The 17,762-nt window shown below is 63.1% G+C and carries 20 protein-coding genes; 6 read left to right on the top strand and 14 right to left on the bottom strand.

Going from position 1 to position 17,762, the window contains the following annotated elements:
- Positions 1-61: 61 nt before the first annotated feature.
- Positions 62-808, bottom strand: coding sequence for an SDR family oxidoreductase (locus ACZ5KU_RS16305; RefSeq protein WP_054058745.1), 747 nt, complete (start codon positions 806-808; stop codon positions 62-64).
- 402 nt (positions 809-1,210) lie between these two features.
- Between ACZ5KU_RS16305 and tatA the strand changes: the two genes are divergently transcribed.
- Positions 1,211-1,453, top strand: a complete 243-nt coding sequence (tatA, locus tag ACZ5KU_RS16300; RefSeq protein ID WP_054058744.1) for a twin-arginine translocase TatA/TatE family subunit — start codon at positions 1,211-1,213, stop codon at positions 1,451-1,453.
- A 25-nt stretch (positions 1,454-1,478) separates the two neighbouring features.
- Here tatA and ACZ5KU_RS16295 read toward each other — a convergent pair whose 3' ends face one another.
- The 3 genes from ACZ5KU_RS16295 to ACZ5KU_RS16285 form a co-directional block, all read right to left on the bottom strand.
- Positions 1,479-3,275, bottom strand: a complete 1,797-nt coding sequence (locus ACZ5KU_RS16295) for a sensor domain-containing phosphodiesterase (RefSeq protein ID WP_054063203.1) — start codon at positions 3,273-3,275, stop codon at positions 1,479-1,481.
- Between the two features lie 149 nt (positions 3,276-3,424).
- Positions 3,425-4,441, bottom strand: coding sequence for a polysaccharide deacetylase family protein (locus ACZ5KU_RS16290; protein ID WP_054063204.1), 1,017 nt, complete (start codon positions 4,439-4,441; stop codon positions 3,425-3,427).
- 12 nt (positions 4,442-4,453) lie between these two features.
- Positions 4,454-5,011 carry an ester cyclase gene (locus tag ACZ5KU_RS16285; protein ID WP_081005975.1) on the bottom strand — a complete coding sequence of 186 codons (558 nt, stop codon included), beginning with the start codon at positions 5,009-5,011 and terminating at the stop codon, positions 4,454-4,456.
- Between the two features lie 131 nt (positions 5,012-5,142).
- Here ACZ5KU_RS16285 and ACZ5KU_RS16280 point away from each other — a divergent pair, with 131 nt between their 5' ends.
- Both ACZ5KU_RS16280 and ACZ5KU_RS16275 read left to right on the top strand, forming a co-directional pair.
- Positions 5,143-6,078: a LysR family transcriptional regulator gene (locus ACZ5KU_RS16280; protein WP_464735830.1), complete on the top strand. Its 936-nt coding sequence runs from the start codon at positions 5,143-5,145 to the stop codon at positions 6,076-6,078.
- A gap of 212 nt (positions 6,079-6,290) precedes the next feature.
- Positions 6,291-6,602, top strand: coding sequence for a hypothetical protein (locus ACZ5KU_RS16275; RefSeq protein ID WP_054058740.1), 312 nt, complete (start codon positions 6,291-6,293; stop codon positions 6,600-6,602).
- Positions 6,603-6,737: 135 nt separating this feature from the next.
- On the opposite strand, the gene ACZ5KU_RS16270 is transcribed toward ACZ5KU_RS16275, so the two are convergent.
- From ACZ5KU_RS16270 to ACZ5KU_RS16260, 3 genes are all read right to left on the bottom strand, one after another.
- Positions 6,738-8,171: a methyl-accepting chemotaxis protein gene (locus ACZ5KU_RS16270; RefSeq protein WP_464737415.1), complete on the bottom strand. Its 1,434-nt coding sequence runs from the start codon at positions 8,169-8,171 to the stop codon at positions 6,738-6,740.
- 17 nt (positions 8,172-8,188) lie between these two features.
- The gene (locus ACZ5KU_RS16265; RefSeq protein WP_464735829.1) at positions 8,189-8,368 is read right to left on the bottom strand and encodes a hypothetical protein; all 180 of its coding nucleotides are present in this window, start codon (positions 8,366-8,368) and stop codon (positions 8,189-8,191) included.
- Between the two features lie 193 nt (positions 8,369-8,561).
- Positions 8,562-8,696, bottom strand: coding sequence for a hypothetical protein (locus ACZ5KU_RS16260; RefSeq protein ID WP_275044505.1), 135 nt, complete (start codon positions 8,694-8,696; stop codon positions 8,562-8,564).
- Positions 8,697-9,090: 394 nt separating this feature from the next.
- Between ACZ5KU_RS16260 and ACZ5KU_RS16255 the strand changes: the two genes are divergently transcribed.
- The 3 genes from ACZ5KU_RS16255 to ACZ5KU_RS16245 all read left to right on the top strand — a co-directional run bounded on the left by ACZ5KU_RS16255 (position 9,091) and on the right by ACZ5KU_RS16245 (position 10,674).
- Entirely contained in the window at positions 9,091-9,408 is a 318-nt protein-coding gene (locus ACZ5KU_RS16255) for a hypothetical protein (protein WP_054063206.1), read from the top strand.
- 125 nt (positions 9,409-9,533) lie between these two features.
- On the top strand, positions 9,534-9,722 hold the full coding sequence (locus tag ACZ5KU_RS16250; protein ID WP_054063207.1) for a DUF1737 domain-containing protein: 189 nt from the start codon (positions 9,534-9,536) through the stop codon (positions 9,720-9,722).
- Positions 9,723-9,903: 181 nt separating this feature from the next.
- Complete coding sequence (locus tag ACZ5KU_RS16245; protein WP_416769069.1) at positions 9,904-10,674, top strand: PFL_4669 family integrating conjugative element protein; 771 nt, start codon at positions 9,904-9,906, stop codon at positions 10,672-10,674.
- 50 nt (positions 10,675-10,724) lie between these two features.
- Here ACZ5KU_RS16245 and ACZ5KU_RS16240 read toward each other — a convergent pair whose 3' ends face one another.
- From ACZ5KU_RS16240 to ACZ5KU_RS16210, 7 genes are all read right to left on the bottom strand, one after another.
- Entirely contained in the window at positions 10,725-11,129 is a 405-nt protein-coding gene (locus tag ACZ5KU_RS16240; RefSeq protein ID WP_416769068.1) for a TIGR03757 family integrating conjugative element protein, read from the bottom strand.
- A gap of 90 nt (positions 11,130-11,219) precedes the next feature.
- Entirely contained in the window at positions 11,220-13,976 is a 2,757-nt protein-coding gene (locus ACZ5KU_RS16235) for a conjugative transfer ATPase (RefSeq protein WP_416769067.1), read from the bottom strand.
- Positions 13,976-14,386, bottom strand: coding sequence for a TIGR03751 family conjugal transfer lipoprotein (locus tag ACZ5KU_RS16230; RefSeq protein ID WP_054058735.1), 411 nt, complete (start codon positions 14,384-14,386; stop codon positions 13,976-13,978). Before ACZ5KU_RS16230 ends, ACZ5KU_RS16235 begins: the two co-directional genes overlap by 1 nt.
- Complete coding sequence (locus ACZ5KU_RS16225; RefSeq protein WP_464735828.1) at positions 14,367-15,833, bottom strand: TIGR03752 family integrating conjugative element protein; 1,467 nt, start codon at positions 15,831-15,833, stop codon at positions 14,367-14,369. Before ACZ5KU_RS16225 ends, ACZ5KU_RS16230 begins: the two co-directional genes overlap by 20 nt.
- Positions 15,823-16,689, bottom strand: coding sequence for a TIGR03749 family integrating conjugative element protein (locus ACZ5KU_RS16220; protein WP_054058733.1), 867 nt, complete (start codon positions 16,687-16,689; stop codon positions 15,823-15,825). Before ACZ5KU_RS16220 ends, ACZ5KU_RS16225 begins: the two co-directional genes overlap by 11 nt.
- Complete coding sequence (locus ACZ5KU_RS16215) at positions 16,689-17,357, bottom strand: PFL_4703 family integrating conjugative element protein (RefSeq protein ID WP_054058732.1); 669 nt, start codon at positions 17,355-17,357, stop codon at positions 16,689-16,691. Before ACZ5KU_RS16215 ends, ACZ5KU_RS16220 begins: the two co-directional genes overlap by 1 nt.
- Complete coding sequence (locus ACZ5KU_RS16210) at positions 17,354-17,758, bottom strand: TIGR03750 family conjugal transfer protein (protein WP_054058731.1); 405 nt, start codon at positions 17,756-17,758, stop codon at positions 17,354-17,356. The genes ACZ5KU_RS16215 and ACZ5KU_RS16210 overlap by 4 nt, the downstream gene beginning before the upstream one ends.
- Positions 17,759-17,762 lie beyond the last annotated feature (4 nt).

Below are 17,762 nucleotides of genomic sequence, written 5' to 3'. Positions count from 1 at the left end.
ATGGCGGCTGGCATATTGAAGAGGAACGGGTAATGCGCTCGGGCGTAACTTGCCCCATGAGTCAAAGCTGGGATGCGCCGCCGTCTACCACAAGCTCAGTGCCGACCACGTAGGAAGATTCGTCACTTGCGAGATACAGGGCTGCATAGGCGATATCCTTGGGTTCACCCATGTGGCCGACAGGAACAAACTTCGCAAACTCGCTTTTGAAATGTTGAAGATCTTCTTCGGGCATGCCCCATTTCGACAAGAGAGGTGTGTTGATTCCACCAGGGGCAATCGCATTGAAGCGGATCTTGCGATCCAGAAACTCGAAAGACCAACTGCGTGCGAGGGACCTCACTGCCGCCTTGGCCGCAGCGGTCAGGGAAATATTGTGCTTGCCCGTCTGGGCCACGAAAGAGGTGTTCAATATGAACGATGCCCCCTGACGCAGCGCTGGCAGCACGGCCTGAAGTGTGTACACCACGCCCTTGACGTTGATATCCATGATGTCGTCATAGAGAGCGGCATCTATATCGTTGAGGGGCGAGGGCAATGCACAGCCGGCGTTAGCGAATACAATGTCCAACCCGCCAAACTTTTCATGCACCTGAGCCGCGATCTTGCGCATATCGTCGAGCGAACGTACATCACCCTTGAGAACCAGGGCGTCCTCGCCCAGTTCAGCCTTGATTTTTCCAAAAATTGTATCGTCGCGACCGGTCACTGCAACTCGGGCACCTTCTGCAATGAACAACTTGGCAGTCGCCAGGCCAATTCCGCTGGTGCCACCCGTGATAAGTGCCGTCTTGTTATCAAGCCTCATTGGATCTTTCCTTACGTAGTGAATGATTGTCCAAGGAATGAGAGCGCCTTGTTGTGCTGGCGCTGGTGGGTGTGTTTCAGCATGAATTATGAGACGGGAGTGCAATGGCACAAAGGACTTAAAACCCTCATTTCGCGACACCGGAAAGGCTGGCAAGGCGGATATCCCGGATCAGCCTGTATAACGACAAGTTGCTCACCGTGGTTGGTGAATCCGCAATGTGCGGATTATTCAACTTGCGCCTGTCCGGCCCGGCAGTATTTCCATCAGGGTGCACAAAGGAGCCAGTCGCAATATGGCCCGAAACGAGGGAAATACGTCGTTTGCGCTTGATGCAGTCATACGTAGTCTTGGGGCAGGGCGAGAGTCCACAAGGCTTGAAATATAGATGAGGCGTTCTGAATGGGCATTTTCGACTGGAAGCACTGGATGGTAATACTGCTCGTTGCAGTACTCATTTTCGGAACTAAAAAGCTGAAAAATGCGGGTGCTGATGTGGGGGAATCCATCAAGAGTTTTCGCAAGGCCATGAGCGACGATGAAAGAACTTCCGATGAAGCGACAGCTCGGCCGTTGGCTCAGCCACAGACTATCGATGGTGAAACTCATCAGGTTGTAGAGCCTGTCAACAAGGCGCAGGCCTAGACCTTCGAGCTCCAGCTCGGCCCGTTCAGAGGCCGAGGGCGACCGCCGCCGGCCTGTCGCCGCCTGCCGGCAGGCTGGGGTTGAAACCCAGGGCAATGTCATCGGAGGGGCGGGTGAAGTGCGCCAGAGGCAGGGGCCGGCTGAGGAAATACCCCTGGGCTTCATGGCAACCGTATTCGCGCACCAGGTTCAGGCAGCGGAAGGTTTCGATACCTTCGGCCACGGTGCGGTAGCCCAGCTCATGGGCCAGCTGGAACACCGAACGGGCGATGATCCGGTTGCGTGGGCAGTGCTCGAGGTCGGTCACCAGCGACTTGTCCAGCTTCAGCACATTGGCGGGTATTTCATGCAGGTAGGCAAAGTTGCTGTAGCCGGTACCGAAGTCATCGATGGCCACGTCCACGCCCAGTTGGCGCACGGCCGCCAACTGGGTGATGACCTGCGGGTCGGCCCTGATCCATTCGCCTTCGGTGATCTCCACCTCCAGCCGTGGCGGCGCGATATGGTAATGCTGGCAGGTGCGGCTCAGGGTGCGCGCGATGTCCAGGCCCTTGAAGTCCTGGGCCGAGAGGTTGATGGCCAGACGAACCTCGTCGTCGTTCCAGGCCGCCAGTTCGCTCAGGGCGCGGTCGATCACCCAGCAGGTCACGCGGCTGATCTGTCCGGCGCCTTCGATCAGGGGGATGAACTCGGCGGGCGAGATCATCCCCAGGCGTGGGTGCTGCCAACGGATCAAGGCTTCGGCGCTGAGCAGGCGGCCATCGTGCAGGCTGAAGCGCGGTTGGTATTCCAGGTACAGCTCGCCATTGTCCAGTGCCGTGGGAAAGTCATTGAGCAGGGTGAACGCCCGGCGTTGCGCACGATCCTGGGTTTCATCGTAAACCGCCCAGGGACCATGGCGCGAAATCGCCAGTTCGACCGCATGGGTGGCCTTGCGCAACAGGTCGGCCGCCGGCTGGTTGCCGAGTTCGCAAGTGGCGACACCGATGCTCATGGCCCGGGGCGCGAATGGCTCGCTGACCAGTGCCACCAGGGCACGAAACAATTCCTGCTGGCGAGGGGCGCGGCAGTTGAGCAACACGCAGAAGTCCCGTTCGCTGATGTGATAGAGCTCGGCCACGCCCTCCAGGCGCTCACGCAGGCGCTGGGCGGTTTCGCGGCGTCGCGATTGGCCGCTACTGACCCGCTCCTCCAGGGCCAGGCGGTCGTCGCCGTAGCTGTCCTGAAGCCGCATGACCATCAGCAGGCGCGCCGTGGCATCGGCGTCCACCAGGCCCTGGGTGTCGAGCATGAACTGCAGCAGGTTGGGCAGCCGGCTGACGGGGTCGCGGTAGCGCAGCGATTGGCTCTGCTCGATCTGCACCATGACCATTTCGGCGAAGTCTTCCAGTGCCGTCAGCTCGTGGGGTTCCAACGGATGCGGGGCCTTGTCGATGATGCACAGACGGCCCAGGGCCTGCCCGTTGCGGTCGCGCAGCGGTGCGCCGGCATAGAAGCAGATGCCATCGGTGGCCGTGACCAGGGGGTTGTGGCCGAAGCGCGCGTCCTGCCGTGCGTCGGGCACGTGCAACACCCCCGGGCGGTCCAGGTGATGGCGGCAAAACGACTGTTCGATGGGCGTTTGAGGCGCATCGAAACCGACACGGCCGGCAAACCACTGGCGGTCCTTTTCGACCAGCGAGATCAGCGCCGTCGGCACCTTGAAATAGGCGGCCGCCAGCCGACAGATGCGGTCGAAGTTCTCGTTTTTGGCGGTCTCCAGCCATTGCAGGGCGTGCACGGCCGCCAGGCGTTGCTGTTCGGCGTCGAAAGTAGGGGGCATCAGGCGCTCCTGGAGGGCGACAATGACCCTGGGCAATGGCTAATTGATATTTAAATGCTATCAACTTACGACCACCCCCCTTCGGGAAGGTTTCACACTGGCACCGACCTTCTTTCCGATCGCCTTCGCCGCCGTTTTCAGGCAGCAGCTCAGAGGGTTTCCTTCTCGCGCACGGTCAGCGGACTGCTGGCCACGAACCGGGCGATCTCGTCCTTGCGCATGAAGGCGACGCCGGCCCTGCTCTTGGCATAGGTGATGAATTCGTCCCACACGCTCACCATCTGCGGGGAACCGCTGATGCGATCGTGGGCGCTGATGGACATCATGCGGCGGCGCGATCGCGCTTCCTCATACAGCACATCGAAGTCCCGCTTGATCTGCGCCAGAAATCCGTCCGGCGAGTAGTTGCGTCCCTCGATCAGCAGGATGTCGTTGTTGCGCAGGGTGTAGGGGACGACGATGAAGTCCTTGCCGTTGACCTGCTCGATAAACGGTTCGTCGCGACTGAGGTCGTCGATGTGGTAGAGGTAGCCCTGTTCCTGCAGCAACGAGAGGGTATTGGGGCCGCGACGAAGCCAGTTGCAGTTGTAGCCCACGGGGCGCTGGCCGGTCACTTCCTCGACCATGCGAGTGCCCTCGGCGATGAACCGGCGCTCCTCCTCGCGGCTCATCGCGTACTGCGAGCTCCAGCGCGGGCCATGGCCTGCGGCTTCGTGGCCCCTGGCAACGATTTCCCGGGCCAGCTCCGGGTGGCGGCGCGCGGCCTCGCCGATCATGTGGGAGGTCACTTTTACGCCGTGGCGATCCCAAAGGTCGAGCAGGCGCGGAACTCCCTCCCGATAGCCATAGGCGAACCAGGTGTTGGTCGCGGCATCCGAAGGCACGTTGGCCGGGAACTCCACCTTGGGGAACGGGCTGTCGGTGCCTTTGGGGGGCTGGCCTCCTGCCTCGAACTGCATCGAAATGGAAACCACCAGGCGGGTGTCGCCTGGCCAGAATCTGCCATTGGCGTCATGTGGCTGGGTGGCCACTGTCTTCTGCGGACCGGCCTTGGCGCCGGGGAGCATGGACGCGGTGGCGATGCCGCCGGCCAGCACGCCGGTCTGCTTGAGGAAACGGCGCCGGCCGCTATCCGGCGCCTTAAGGGATTGTTCTGTCGAGGCCATGGGGGATCTCCGTTATCTGGCCACCAGGCCGGCTTGTTGAAGGAACGTCAGGTTGTCTTCCAGGTGCCAGTTTTCGGCGATGCGTCCGTCGGCGACCCGATAGATGTCGGTCGCGATGAAGTCGATGTTCTGGCCTTGTCCCGGCTTGCCCATGAAGGTGCCGGTGAAATGGCCCGTGAAGTGCAGGTGCGTGACCACCCGGTCGCCGGCCACGATCATCTGGCGGATTTCGCAACGCAGGTCCGGCACGGCGGAGCGGAAGGCCTTCGACGCGGCCAGCACGCCTTCGATGCCCTGGGCACGGCCGCCAGGCAGGGTCTTGTCGGAGAACGTCGGTGCCAGGGCCTGGCGCGCCATGGCTTCCTCACCGGTGTTCCAGAATGTGCCGTAGCGGCTGGCCGCGAGGGTTTGTGCTTCGAGCGTCTTCTTCGGCAGGCTGCCATCGACGACCAGGGTCGCGGGTTGGACGAGTTCGCCGGATTGGGCCAATACCGGTGTGACCACGGCCCCCAGGATGAGGGCGGGGATCAGGGCGGCTGCACGAAGCCGTCGGTGAGAGTTGAAGGGCATGGTGGTCTCCTGGATTCGGGAAGTGGGGGGCGGCGCTGGTGTGCGGCCTGTCACCATGGTTACTCAACAAATCGTCGTCAAATACCGGTATTCTTTGAATGGATCCTTTCCAATATTTTAAGAGTTGACGGATGATCGACAACCTGCCAAGCCTGCGCACCTTCGTGCGCGTCGTCGCCGCCGGCAGCCTGTCGGCGGCTGCGCGAGAGATGGACCTGTCGCTGGCGATGGTCAGCAAGCGCCTCACGCAACTGGAGCGGGAGCTGGGGATCCGTCTGCTCCAGCGCACCACGCGAAAGCAGGTACTGACAGAGGAGGGGGAGCTGTTTCATGCCGAAGCCGTTCGGATACTGGCGGCCATCGAACAGGCGGAGGCGGTCATCTCGGGGAGATCCCAGGCGATTGATGGCACGGTCCGTCTGAGCGCTCCCGTCGAGTTCGGACGGCAGTGGATCGCCCCCGCGATTGCCGCTTTCCAGAAGAGGCATCCCAAGCTGCGCGTGCAATTGGAGTTTTCCGACGTTGTCGTCGATCTGCTCGATGCCAACATCGACCTGGCCATCCGTTTCGGCAACCTGGCCGATTCATCCCTGATCGCCCGCCCGTTGGCGCCGAATTTCCGGGTGTTGTGCGCATCGCCGGGCTACCTGAGGCAGTTCGGTGAGCCCACTCATCCCAATGAGCTGGTTCATCACCAATGCATCCTGATCGGCAGCCGCCCTCGAGCGGTGTGGACCTTCGATGGCGAGGAGCCTCTGTCGGTGCAGGTCACCGGGACGTTCGTCACCAATGACGGCAGCGCGGCCCATGCGCTGGCGCTCGAAGGGGCCGGTATTGCGCGCAAGTCGATCTGGGACGTGGGCGACGAAATCCTCGACGGCCGGCTGAACAGGGTGCTGCCGACGTTTGCCATTGCGGCGGCACCGTTGAATGCGATCTACCCGACGGGACGCCACCTGGCGCCGCGTGTGCGGGCATTGGTGGAATTCCTGGGGGATCGGCTCGGCAAGGCATGGCGCTGGGAACGCATGCGCCAGGTTGGGGCTGAAGGCTTGCAAGCCAATTAATGGTTTCTGACAGGGATCGCCCGCTGTTTCTGCGGCGAGCTGCTGAGGCCTGCAAACAGGCAGTACGGGGCCATTTGAGTCACGACTGGGTTCGTCGCCTACCGGGGTCGGATCACGACTGACCATAACGACTAGTCAGAAAGAATGATGGAAGTTCGGCCCGCTGCCCGCTATAGCTGAAGGGCAGCAAGGGTCTTACAAGGACGCGCAAGATGATGATTTCTCTGATCACCCGGCTTATCGCAGGTTGCGGCACCGGTGCCGTCACCTATGACATCCTGCAGAGCGCGGCACCGGTTTTTCTTGAAGAAACCGAAGACCGGGATATTTACCGGGTGGTGCTTCGTCGGGGCGAGTTTCGGTACATGAAGGATGCGCCCTGTTTCGGCGGTTTCGATGCCGAGCTTGCCATGGGGTCGACCCTTTGCGGGGAGGTTCTGGGATCCCTCTCTGACCATGCGGCTGTCGGGGGCAATACCCCGGATCTGCTGGTGTTGAGCGTCAAGGCGAGGAGCTGGGGCTGATTGGGCGGAAGGGGGCGGGACGCAACCATCCTCGTCTGTCCCCGACCTTCCTGAAGGCTGCTCGACCTCCCACAGGCCCCGGTCGAGCAGCCGACTGGCAAGGCGCACTTCCCTGTGCTGTCGCCCGGCGTGCCCTCAGAGCACGAACACGTTCACCTGCTTTTCCAGGTTATGCGCCAGTTGCTGCAGGGCTCGGGCGGTTTCGCTGGTCTGTTCGACAGCCTGGCTGTTCTGCTGAGACATCTGGGCGATGCGCTCGACGTTGCGTGCCACATCCTGGCTGGCAGCGGTCTGTTCGCGCAGGGCCAGGGAAATCTGGTCCACCACACGCACCACATCGCTCGACGACTGGCGAATGTTGACGATGGCTTCACCCGCCTGTTGAGCCTGTTCGACACCGCCTTTGACCTGGTTCACGCCGATATCCATGCTGCCGACCGCGTCCCGGGTCCCGAGCTGGATTTTTTCCACCATCTCGGTGATTTCCTGGGTCGAGTTGGCGGTGCGTTGTGCCAGCAGCCTGACCTCATCGGCCACCACGGCGAAGCCACGGCCCTGCTCGCCGGCGCGGGCCGCCTCGATGGCCGCATTGAGTGCCAGCAGATTGGTCTGTTCGGCAATGCCCTTGATGACGCTGACAATGCTGGAGATATGCTCGGCATGCTGGTCGAGCTCGGCGATCTGGGTGGCCGAGGCCTGCACGGTCTCGGCAATCAGGCGCATGCTGGCCAGGGTCTCCTGGATGACACTGCCGCCCTCGCTGGACTGGCGTCCCGACTCGCTGGAGAGCCTGTGTGCATCGCCCGCGTTGTCGGCCACATGGTTGATGCTGACCGTCAGTTCCTCCACCGTGGCGGCCATGGAGGAGGCCGACTGTGACTGCTCGTGGGTTGAGGCCGAAAGTTGCAACGAGGCGCTGGAAATACTCTCTGAGGCGCTCACCAGCTGTTGGGCACCCCGTTTGATTTCACCGATCATGGCGCGCAGGCGCTCCTGCATGGTGGCGAAGGCCTGCAGCAGGATACCGACCTCATCACGCCCGTCGCTGGTGATGCGGCTGTCGAGGTGCCCATCGGCAATGGTTCTCGCCACATCCACCGCCTGGCGGATGCGCCCGACCAGGGTGCTGGACAGCGACCAGGCAATGAGCATCGCCAGCACGGCCGCTGCCAAGCCGCCGCCGATGAGAATGGTCAAGGCGGCGGACTTGGCGTCGTACATGGCGTTGGCGCGGGAGTCCTGCAGGGCTTTTTCGGTATCGCGCAACTGAGTGACGAGCTGGCGCATGGCGTCCATCTTGGCCTTGTCGTGGCCGGCCGCGATCTGGTCGCTGATGACGCCGATCGCTTGCCGACCCGCATTGATCTCCTTGCGCAGGGCGATGTTGGCCTGGACGTCATCGTTCATCCATTGTTGGTACAGGGTGCGCAACTGCTCCAGGCGTGCCTGCTGCTGAGGGTTGTCGGCGGTGGCACTCTTGAGCTGGCCGTAATAATCATCGAAGGCTTTTTCGCCCTGTCGCAGGGGCTCCAGAAAGCTGTCCCGGCCGGTCAGCGCGTAGCCACGCATGCCGGTCTCGATATTGATCAGACTGCGCAGCACGGCCCTGACTGGTTCAGGACTTCGTAGCTGTGGATGTTGCTTTTGACGCTGCTGCTGACCTGATCGAAGCCACGCAGGGCCGAAAGCACCAATATCACGATGATCAGCAGCACCAGGCCGAAACCGGCGTAGAGCTTTTGTGAAATGCTCAGATTGGAAAACATAGGAAGGCTGCTCCCGAACCGTTGACTGAATGCTTCACCAACGCTTGCCATGAGAGGGGCGAAGTGATGGCTTAATGATGACTAATTGGCATCAGCGGTCGGACTTTTCTTGTACAGAAAAAGTTCAATGTACAAGTTATTTTTTGCGAGATGAGGGATGGACCGCCTGCACGTTCGCCTGTTTTTCAGTGGCCTACTCTACCGTGCAGATCCAGCGGTGATTGTGCCGGTAGGGCGCTCGCGTAAACGCCACATCGGATACCAGGTTCATGCCGCGCTGCTGCAGGGCCTTGGTCAGTTGTACGAGTGTCTCTGCTTCGATAGTCATTGCTGTTACCTCGTCAGATTGACTGCGCTCATGATTCCTGACCAGTAGATCAGGTCGCTGATTCATTTTTTCTGCGGGGCGATGGGTCACATTGTGGTCCTGGGCGGGCAGTGCGCCCCTGAATACTCGGCCGATCCAGGAGTTCCTGGCGCGATTGTTCAGGCTGCTCAACGGACGTATGATCGAGGCGGAGTCGCTGAGACTCGCACCTTTACAAGGACACGAGCATGGAAAAGTACTTCGATAATTCAGGCCTGTTCAAGGCTGCTTCGTATCACTGCAACCAGTCCCTGGATGGCGATATCGCCCGCTGGGAACTGAAAAACATTGCGTTGAATACGAAGGAGTTTTTGATATGTCCAAAGAATTACTCGGAGTTTCTGCTTTAGGCCTGATGGTGGTGGGTGAGTTTTGTGCAATCTACAGCGAGGTGGTAACGGCCAGGCTTGCCCAAACCGGAAATGTCTCATGGGAGGCATTCAGCGTTCCGGTGCTGATCATGTGTCTTGCAGGGCTGTGCCTGCTGGGCGCCTATTGGCTAGGTTATGCGGCGGTCGGTGACATCTGGGTCGTCACGGTGGTCTCGGTTACGTCCCTGTTGATCCTTGAACCCCTGGTGGTCTGGTCCCTGTTCGGTGAAGTGCCAGGGCGGGGTGCCCTGATCGGCTTTTGCCTGGGTGCCCTGGGCATGTTCTCCACCGTGATGCTGTAATTGCGGATGACGGCCCGGCAGTCTGCTGCCGGGCCGGGTTTCCATACTGGTTCGTCGTGATAATCTGCTGCTTCAATGCCTCGGTTTGAGGTGAGGCTTCCTTATCGATTCAAGCAGGTGCTCCCATGCAGACCCTCCCTCCAGAAGGCCTTCCACGCTATCGTTTGCTGACCGGCAAGGATGACGCCAAATTTTGCCATCGCGTGTCGGAGGCATTGGCATTGGGTTACCAGCTTCACGGTTCGCCCGCGGCCACCTTCAACGGTGAGCATGTGATCGTTGCGCAGGCGCTGATCTGGAACCCGGACAAGTAACGGCGCCACCGCTGGGGGAGCCGGCTTGCTGGCGATGGCGGTCGATCGGGCGGCGCAGGGCTTGCAGGAAAGTCGCACCGCCGACGGCTGAAAACCGCACGCTTGCGGTTCTGTTTTCCGGCTGCTGGCGGTTTTGTTCCTGATGACACTGGGGTCCCGATACCCCAGCCAGGAGCAAGCAATGTTCTATCCCATCGAAAGCAGACTCGGCCCGTTGCGCAGTGCCATGGAGCTGACCTTGCACACCTTTCATGCCGTGCAGATCTGGCAAGGCAGGGCCGCCAGCGAGGAGAAGACCGCGATCATCGGTTTTGGCGGCTTTCTCGGCGCGATCCGGAACGTGACGCGTGGCGCCGAGCAGGGCGATCCGTATGCCGACCTCTGGATGTTGCGCATCCAGGAGAAACTGCAACGCTGCAAGGCCGAGCTGGCACTGATCCAGGACAACCTGGAACTGCTCATGAGGGCCTTTCCGGACGCGATCAGCGCGGAGGAAAACTTCAGTATCCGGCCCGTCAGGTTGCCGATCGTCATCACCACCCAGTTCGGTTATCTGGCGATGTATCTGCTGATCACCTACGACAATATCGTGCGCCGCCTGCTGCACGCCTACCACGTTGCGCTGATCGATCGACGGGAGATGGAGAGCCGGATCCATGCCGGTGGTCGCCTGTTGCGCGGCCTGTTCGGGTTTCCCCGCAGGTACCGCCATTCCGGGGCGACCCGGGTCGATTTCGCGTATGACAACGACCAGGCCCGGCAGGCCAGGAAGCTGTTCGGCGAGTTGCCCATGGAGGTGCTGGATGGCACACGGCGGGCGGATTTTGCTCCGCCTCTCGTCCGTGACCGGGTCATTGAGGAAGCTGGCGATGTGGTCGAACAGTTCCCGTGGCTCGCGCCTGCGCCCAAGGCCAACGGCTATCAGGCGCCCGGGCTGACGACCGGCGATTGAGTCCCGCGATGTCCCTCAGCTACCCAGCCCATCCCGGCTGGGTAGTCTTTTTATCGGGCAGCGCTCCTGAATCGCCCGATCCTGTCCAGGGCACGCTCCAGGTTCGGATCGCCATACACGACATACTGACGGTCGACGACGACGGCCGGAATCCTGCTGATCCCGAGGCTCCAGGCATCGACGATGTCCTGGTGGGCGCGGCTGATGTTGGCGGAGACCTCGGCGCTCATGATTTCCCCGAAGGCCGCCTGGGCTTGTGCCGGGTCGGCAGGAAGATTTTCGAAAAGCGCCACCTCCAGCTGATCGAGGCGATCAAGATGAATCAGGCGCGTATCCGCCGACACATCAACCGGGTGCGCCGAGTCGGTGATGACCCAGGTCTCGGCCAGGCAAGGGGAGAGGCAGGCGAACAGCACGGCAGGGCTGCACAGTCGCAGCAGAGGATGAATATTCATGACAAGGATCCAGGTGACAGAAACCTCAATCCTCGGCAAAACGCCCGTCGCTGACAGCCGGAAAACTGCTCTGCGCCGGGCGGCTTTTGCTCACGGCCGCTCTCCCTGTTCGCCGCCGTGGTCGGTGCAGGCCGCGCCGCTGGCGATACCGCGCGCCCGGTCCATCCGCTGCGCCACGACCATGGCCGCTTCCAGTTCGCTGATGCCTTGGGCATTCATCAGTTCGTGACGCTCGGCCTTTTCCTCCGGTTCCGTCATCGCCATGGTCAGGTAGAGGCTCGGTGGCACCGCACGAAACAGCACCTCCATCGACTTGGAGAGGATCACCCCTTCGGTGAACTTCCCGGACTCCTTGCGCGCCGACAGCATCAGGGTTTTCTGCGCATCGGTGAGCGCGCGGAAGCGGGCGATCTTGTTGACCTCGTCCGGCGGCATATTCAGGCAGATCCACCACTCGATCATGTTCAGCATCGGCTTGGCGGCCTTGGGCAGGTCGTCGACGTTCTGGGTGGCGAGCCAGAACCAGGCACCCAGCTTGCGCCACATCTTGGTGATCTTTACCACGTAGGGCGACAGCAGCGGATTCTTGGTGATGATGTGCCCCTCGTCGGTGACGTTGATGATCGGCCGGCCGAGCATCTGGTCGCGTTCGGCGATGTTGTTCACCGTGTTGATCAGCGAGATGTAGGCGATCGACAACTGCGCGTTGTAGCCTTCGCGGGCGTAGGTCGCGAGGTCCACCAGGGTGATGTCGGCTTCCGGCCAGGGCGAGCCGTCGCGGTTGAACAGATCGCCGTCGGCGCCCTGGCAGAACATGTCCATGGCATCGGCCATCTCCTGCAGGCGCAGGCGACGTGGCTCCGGCAGGTCGCTGTCCTGGCCCATGTGCCGCAGGGCATCGCGGACGTCCTGGGTCAGCACGGTCTTGCCCCGGGCGGTGCATACCTGGGCAGCGTTGAGAATGCTCTGGCGAATCAGGCTGCGGTCGGCGCGAGTCAGGCGCTGTTCTTCCTTTTCCTCGCCGCCGGTGATCATCAGGCGCGCGGTGATCTCGAGTTCGCCCAGCACGTCGCGTTCGTCGTCGTTGTCCTCGGCGTCTTCGAGCTCGTCAGCCTCGGCCAGTAGCGCCTGGCTCGCCGTGTTCACCAGACGGTGGGCGTCGGCGAAGGGCGCCAGGCTGACACCGGAGCCGGGAGCGAGCTTGACCCGATGCACCTTCAGCCCCAGGCGCCGGGCGAAGTCGGCGAACAGCCCGAAGCTGTTGCCGGCCTCGGCGATGAACAACCGTGGCCGGTAGATGGCGACGACCTGGTTGAGCAGGTTGTTGAGGGTGGCCGACTTGCCGGCACCGGTCGGGCCGAACAGGAACAGGTGGGCGTTCATCTGCCGGTCGAGCCGGTTGAGCGGATCGAAGGTCAAGGGCCCGCCGCCGCGGTTGAAGAAGGTGAACCCCGGGTGCCCGGTACCTTCGCTGCGTCCCCAGACCGGCGCCAGGTTGGCGACGTGCTGCACGAACATCAGTTGGGTGTACCACTCGCTGTGACGCATGCCGGGGTTGAACACGCAGGGCAGCCAGCGCAGGTAACTGTTGAGCGGGGCGACTTCGTGTTCGTCGCGCACCGGTTGCAGCCCGGCGTTGAGCATCACGTTGTTCAATTGCAGGGTACGTCGGTCGAGCTCCTCGACATGCTGGCCGCGCAGGTAGAAGGCCACGGCGCCGCGATAGAGCTTGTGGGCGCTGCCCAGGTGCGAGCGGGCCAGTTGCACATCGTCCCGGGTCTGTTCGGAGGCGAGGGTGTCGCCCACGGATTTTTTGGCCAGGTGATTGAGGTGGTTTTCCAGGGTGTCCTGCGGGGTGATCACCAGGGTGATGCAGAGTACGGTGTCCTCGGGCATCTGGTCGAAGAGGGCATTGATGGCATCGCCGCCCTTGGGGGTTTCCCCGGTCAGGTGGCCGGTCATCGGCGGCATGCGCAGGCGGTCGAGCACGATCACGCGATGAGGCATCCGATCGAAATACCACAGGCCGTGTTCCACGTCCGAGCGGGGCTGTTCGAAGAACAGACGCTGGGCGAAGTCGCTGCCGCTGGCCAGCGCCAGTTCGTCCTCGGCGGCGTCCGGCGGATAGTCGGCCTGTTGGTAGAAGCGCTGGCGGTCTTGCGGTGAGTCGCCCAGCAGATTCGGCTGTGGATTGAACCAGTGCAGCAGCCAGCGGTGGATCTGCGCGCCATCGAGGCGACGGGCCTTCACGCCGGCATTGCCCAGGCCGCCGACCAGGCGTTCGCAGAGGCTGTTGAGGGCCTGCTCGCTGCCTTGGCCGCGTTGCAGCGGCGTGCCCTTGCTGCGCCGGTACACCACCAGGCGGATCTTGCGGCATTGACCGCGCCACGGGAGTTGGGTGACCGTCGTGTCTTCGAACAGACCTCCGGACTGAGACAGCGCCTCCAGGTGCTGGCCGAACATCCGCAGGTAGCACTCGCTGAATGCCGAACCGCGGGCACGCGGCTGGATGTAGGCGTCGAGCGTGCCCAGATAACCGCTCCAGTCGGTTTCGTCCTGGGCATAGAGCTGCAGCACCCAGGGCTGTTCCTCCAGTTCGTCGAAACTGTCCTGCAGGGCGTTTTCCAGGGCGTCGCGCACGGTGCGCAGCCAACTGGCCTCGCGGCCCTCGGTGCCGATGGAGGTCAGTTCGAAGAACGCCGCGACCGACTCGCCGTCCTCCAACAGCAGGCACTGCGATTCGGGCAGGTATTCCACCCACGGCAGCAGCTCGACGAAGCTGGGTGTCACGTCATAGAGGGCCTGCTCGTCGGCCTGGGTGGCGGGGCCTTTCTGCCTGGCTGGCATCAGTAGTCCTCCGTACGTTCGCCGGGCAAGGCGTACTGCACCCGTTGGTAGAGCGGAAATACCGTGCTGTAGCCCGGCACCGGTACCGGATCGGAGCCGGCCAGGTGCGGGAACACGTACAGGACCAGGTCCGGGTTGGGCAGGCGCCGGAACTGGCTGTGGATTTCGTTCCGGGCGGTTCGGCTATAGGCCTGCTGGTCGCCGGTGCGTTCTTCGAGTGGGCGGCGCAGGGTCTGACGGATCTCCACAAGGTGATGGTCCAGGGGGGCCTGACCGGATTGGCTGTCCCAGATATCGGCCATGGTCTGCGGGCCGTGGGGCAGCAACTGTTCCTTGTCCGTCGTGCAGCCACAGATGAACAGGGCGCCCAGCAGCAGGCCGGGCAGGGGCTTAATCGAGGGTATTGGCATGGCCTGTTCCTGCGAGTTGCCGCACCTGGCGGCCGAGGGTTTCGTAGTCGATCTCCAGTTGCCGGTCCAGATGCACGGCGACCTGGGCACCCGGCTGTACGTAGACCGCGGCAAAGGCCTGGCCATACAGCTTGTTGACCCAGTCGCCGACGTCTTTCACCCCGCCGGAGAGAATGCTGTTGAGCGCCGAAGGACCGGCTCCCACGGTGGCACCGCCGGGGGTGATCACGGTGCCGGTATCGGCCCTGTCGGCTTCGAGCAGTGCCGCCACACCGGCACCGGCCGCGGTGATCAGGCTTCTGCTGCCCAGGTACTGCTGGGCGTTGGAGCGCCGTTCGCCGGCGATGCAGGGCACCCCATAGGGGTCGCTGAGCCAGCCGATGCCACCCTGGATCCTGCCGGACGAGGGGTTGGCGGACGGGCTGCTGCCCTGTCGGCCGGTCAGCTTCTGCGGCGTTGGCAGGGTGCGGATGCGGCCGTCGTTGAAGACGAAGGTCAGGCTGACGATCTGCCCGCGTACGCAGGACAGGGTCCAGTCTCCAGCGGCGGTACCGCTGAGCACCGCTCCGGCGACGTCCGGCAGGTCGATGCCATTGGCGGTGAGGTTGTCCGCGCCGATCAGCACCTTGAACGGGTAGGGGTCATTGACCACGCCATCCACCGGAACCCGGCCAACCAGCGCGGTCATGGCGATGGAGCCGGTCAGGGTGCTGTTTTCGGGGAGGGTATAGACGCGGTTGACCGGTGCCGGGTCCTGGCCGCTGGCGATGTTGCGACCGGTCACGCCGGTGTTCTCCTTGTGCTGGCTTTGTCCCGGGTCGATGGCTTCGCGCAACCGGTCGGGGAACTGCAGGCCCGCTGCCGGTTTGCCGGAGCCGGCAGGCACCGGCTTGCCCTGGGCATCGATGGCGGTGGCGTCCTGGGGTTCGGTCCAGACCAGATCGTCCTGGGCGAAGCGCGTTTCGTCGCCAGGTTCCAGGCCCAGGCCAATCGGCAGGTCGGAGTCCTGCCGGCCGATGAAGCGCGTCGACAGCCTGTCCTGCAGATCCTCCAGCAGGCTCTGTTTCTGTTGGGGACTCAGGTCCTGCCCGAGGCCTTGCGGTGTGCGTTCGAGCTCGGTGTTGAGAATCTTCTGGATACGCTGATCGAGATCGCCGTCGCGCTGGCGCAGCCGGGTATTTTCCTCCTGTTGGCTCTTGTTTTCCGATAGCAGGGCCTTGAGCTCCTCGCGCATGGCCTTGGTCTGGGCAACCAGGGTCGCGACCGTGTCGTGCGGGGTATCGCCGTCGATGCCCAACTGTTTCATCTCCTCTGGAGTCAGGCGGTGTCCGCTCGGGTCGGAGCGGTCCCGTGTGGCGTCCTTGTCGGAACAGGCCCGGAGCAGGCCAAACAGCACCAGCAACACCAGGGGCAGGAGCAGCCATTTGAGCAGGGCATTACTTTTCATCGGCATTCCCGTGCTTGGCGTGGCGGCGAGGGCGCGCATCGATCGGACTGAGGCTGGGCAGCAGCGATTGGGCAAGGTCCCGTCCCCGTGTCACCAGGTAGACCACCGTCGTGTCGCTCGGCTGCCGCGCGGGGCCGAGGTAGGGGTGCTGGAAGGCGGCGCTGATGAAGTCGCCCTGCAGCTCGCGCGGATCAAGGGGCAGGGCGGTGCTGGCGAGGTTCTGCAAGCGGACGGCACTGACAATGTGCTCGTCCAGTTGCCAGGCGCCCAGCAGGCTCGCCGAGAGGGGCTGGCCGGGCAGCAGGCTCGACAGGTCCGGCGCACGCCGCAGTTTCATGGCGACCACTCCCGGCAAGGGTTCCACCGTACGTAGCGGGACATAGAGGTTCTGCGCGGCATAACGGGTGAGTGTGACCGGTATCGGTGTCTCCCGTGGGGCAACGGTTTTGCCCGTCTGCGCATCGGCGTCCTTCACCGCAGGTGCGGCGTAACGCGTGGGCACTGCGGGCGCCTTGACGATCCGGATGGGCTCCAGGGCAGCCGCGCCCTGGGGGGCGCTGGCGGCGATATCGATCAGGATCAGTTCACCGCTCTGCACATCCTGCAGTTGCAGCCGGGTCGGCTCGATCGGCACGTTGGCGCGCAGGTACAGAGTGCCGCCGGTGCTCTGGATCCGCAGCTTGTCGCCCAGCGAGCGGGGCACGCCGACCCGCACGTTCCGGTCGATGAACAGCACCCGTTCCTGGCCGACCTGCAGCGGTACGGCCAGGGGCAGTCGCTCCCAGGTCATCAGTTCGACGCCGTGGGACGTGCCGATGCCCAGCCAGAGGGCGGCTAAAAGCAGTGAGCGGCGCATCAGTCGTCTCCTTTCCGAGGGTCGGTGCTGACGCCCGACGGCCAGGTGCTGATGCGCTGCGGGACGCCGTCGTAGCAGTCCAGGGCCAGGCCGAACGGATTCTTCTGCGGGTCGATATCCCGACGTACCACCTTGAGCGGGTAGCGCACGAAGCTCTGCTTCACTCGCTCGGAACCGTAGAACTCCTCGGTGGCGAGATCGAGATTGAGTACCCACCGGTCCCGCCCCAGCACCTTGACCCGCTGCTCCGGGGCCTGGCCGTAGCTGCGCTCGGGAATCTCGAAGACGCCACGAGTGCGGCTGCGCAATTCACCGGCGACCTGGCGCTGCTGGAAATCCTGCTCCAGCAGCGACTTGCACGCGGGGGTCAGGTAGGCGGAGAGCTTGTGGATGGCGCGCAGGTAGTCCTTCTCGCCGTCCGCGGGCCAGCGGTTGAGTTGCTGGAAGATATACAGCCCGAAGGTATAGACCGATTCCGGCGGTACCTCCCACCATTTGCGCGTGCTGCCCGAGCGCAGGTCCGGCGGGATGTTGATGGTCAGGTTCCGGGGTGCCTCCCACCAGCCCAGGCCCAGCAACAGCGCCACCCCGAACAGCAGGCCGCAACTGGCGCGCAGGGAGGTGACGTGGGCCTGCAACCGACTCACTTCGTTCTTGAAATGGCTCATGGGCGAGGGCTCCGGCGCGTGCTCCACAGGCCCGAGCGGTTCACCAGGTCGTGGCCGCCGACCCAGGCGGCCGGTACCGCTGAGCGGGTTGCCAGGTACCACTGCAGGTAACGGTACAGCCAGGTCTGCGGCTTGCCGCGTTTATGGCGCCGCAACAGTCGGCCGCCGACGAACAGCCCCAGGCCCATGCACAGCACGATGCCCGAAGGCATCAACGCGATGCTCTGCAGCAGTATCGCCGCGACGGTACCGAGACCGGCGCCGACCAGGGCGGCGGCGATCAGGGTGATCCACATCTCGTCGGCGGTGAGCCCGAGCACGATGACGGGTTGGTGGTTGAGGCGCGAGGGCAGAAAACGAATGGTTCCGTCGGGCAGGCAATGATCCGGGTCGTGTGTCATCGCA

This window comes from Pseudomonas sp. Tof1 (assembly GCF_055390395.1).
The sequence above is the reverse complement of the archived record's forward strand: the minus strand, read 5'-3'. Positions and strand labels throughout refer to the sequence as shown.

Excerpts from the sequence above, each read along its gene's own strand:
- ACZ5KU_RS16255 (WP_054063206.1), top strand. The coding sequence starts at position 9,091 with ATGGTGGTGGGTGAGTTTTGTGCAATCTACAGCGAGGTGGTAACGGCC.
- ACZ5KU_RS16275 (WP_054058740.1), top strand. The coding sequence starts at position 6,291 with ATGATGATTTCTCTGATCACCCGGCTTATCGCAGGTTGCGGCACCGGT.
- ACZ5KU_RS16250 (WP_054063207.1), top strand. The coding sequence starts at position 9,534 with ATGCAGACCCTCCCTCCAGAAGGCCTTCCACGCTATCGTTTGCTGACC.
- ACZ5KU_RS16260 (WP_275044505.1), bottom strand. The coding sequence starts at position 8,696 with ATGACTATCGAAGCAGAGACACTCGTACAACTGACCAAGGCCCTGCAG.
- ACZ5KU_RS16210 (WP_054058731.1), bottom strand. The coding sequence starts at position 17,758 with ATGACACACGACCCGGATCATTGCCTGCCCGACGGAACCATTCGTTTT.
- ACZ5KU_RS16265 (WP_464735829.1), bottom strand. The coding sequence starts at position 8,368 with ATGTTTTCCAATCTGAGCATTTCACAAAAGCTCTACGCCGGTTTCGGC.
- tatA (WP_054058744.1), top strand. The coding sequence starts at position 1,211 with ATGGGCATTTTCGACTGGAAGCACTGGATGGTAATACTGCTCGTTGCA.
- ACZ5KU_RS16235 (WP_416769067.1), bottom strand. The coding sequence starts at position 13,976 with ATGCCAGCCAGGCAGAAAGGCCCCGCCACCCAGGCCGACGAGCAGGCC.
- ACZ5KU_RS16230 (WP_054058735.1), bottom strand. The coding sequence starts at position 14,386 with ATGCCAATACCCTCGATTAAGCCCCTGCCCGGCCTGCTGCTGGGCGCC.
- ACZ5KU_RS16225 (WP_464735828.1), bottom strand. The coding sequence starts at position 15,833 with ATGAAAAGTAATGCCCTGCTCAAATGGCTGCTCCTGCCCCTGGTGTTG.
- ACZ5KU_RS16305 (WP_054058745.1), bottom strand. The coding sequence starts at position 808 with ATGAGGCTTGATAACAAGACGGCACTTATCACGGGTGGCACCAGCGGA.
- ACZ5KU_RS16280 (WP_464735830.1), top strand. The coding sequence starts at position 5,143 with ATGATCGACAACCTGCCAAGCCTGCGCACCTTCGTGCGCGTCGTCGCC.
- ACZ5KU_RS16245 (WP_416769069.1), top strand. The coding sequence starts at position 9,904 with ATGTTCTATCCCATCGAAAGCAGACTCGGCCCGTTGCGCAGTGCCATG.
- ACZ5KU_RS16240 (WP_416769068.1), bottom strand. The coding sequence starts at position 11,129 with ATGAATATTCATCCTCTGCTGCGACTGTGCAGCCCTGCCGTGCTGTTC.
- ACZ5KU_RS16290 (WP_054063204.1), bottom strand. The coding sequence starts at position 4,441 with ATGGCCTCGACAGAACAATCCCTTAAGGCGCCGGATAGCGGCCGGCGC.
- ACZ5KU_RS16285 (WP_081005975.1), bottom strand. The coding sequence starts at position 5,011 with ATGCCCTTCAACTCTCACCGACGGCTTCGTGCAGCCGCCCTGATCCCC.
- ACZ5KU_RS16215 (WP_054058732.1), bottom strand. The coding sequence starts at position 17,357 with ATGAGCCATTTCAAGAACGAAGTGAGTCGGTTGCAGGCCCACGTCACC.
- ACZ5KU_RS16270 (WP_464737415.1), bottom strand. The coding sequence starts at position 8,171 with ATGCGTGGCTACGCGCTGACCGGCCGGGACAGCTTTCTGGAGCCCCTG.
- ACZ5KU_RS16220 (WP_054058733.1), bottom strand. The coding sequence starts at position 16,689 with ATGCGCCGCTCACTGCTTTTAGCCGCCCTCTGGCTGGGCATCGGCACG.
- ACZ5KU_RS16295 (WP_054063203.1), bottom strand. The coding sequence starts at position 3,275 with ATGCCCCCTACTTTCGACGCCGAACAGCAACGCCTGGCGGCCGTGCAC.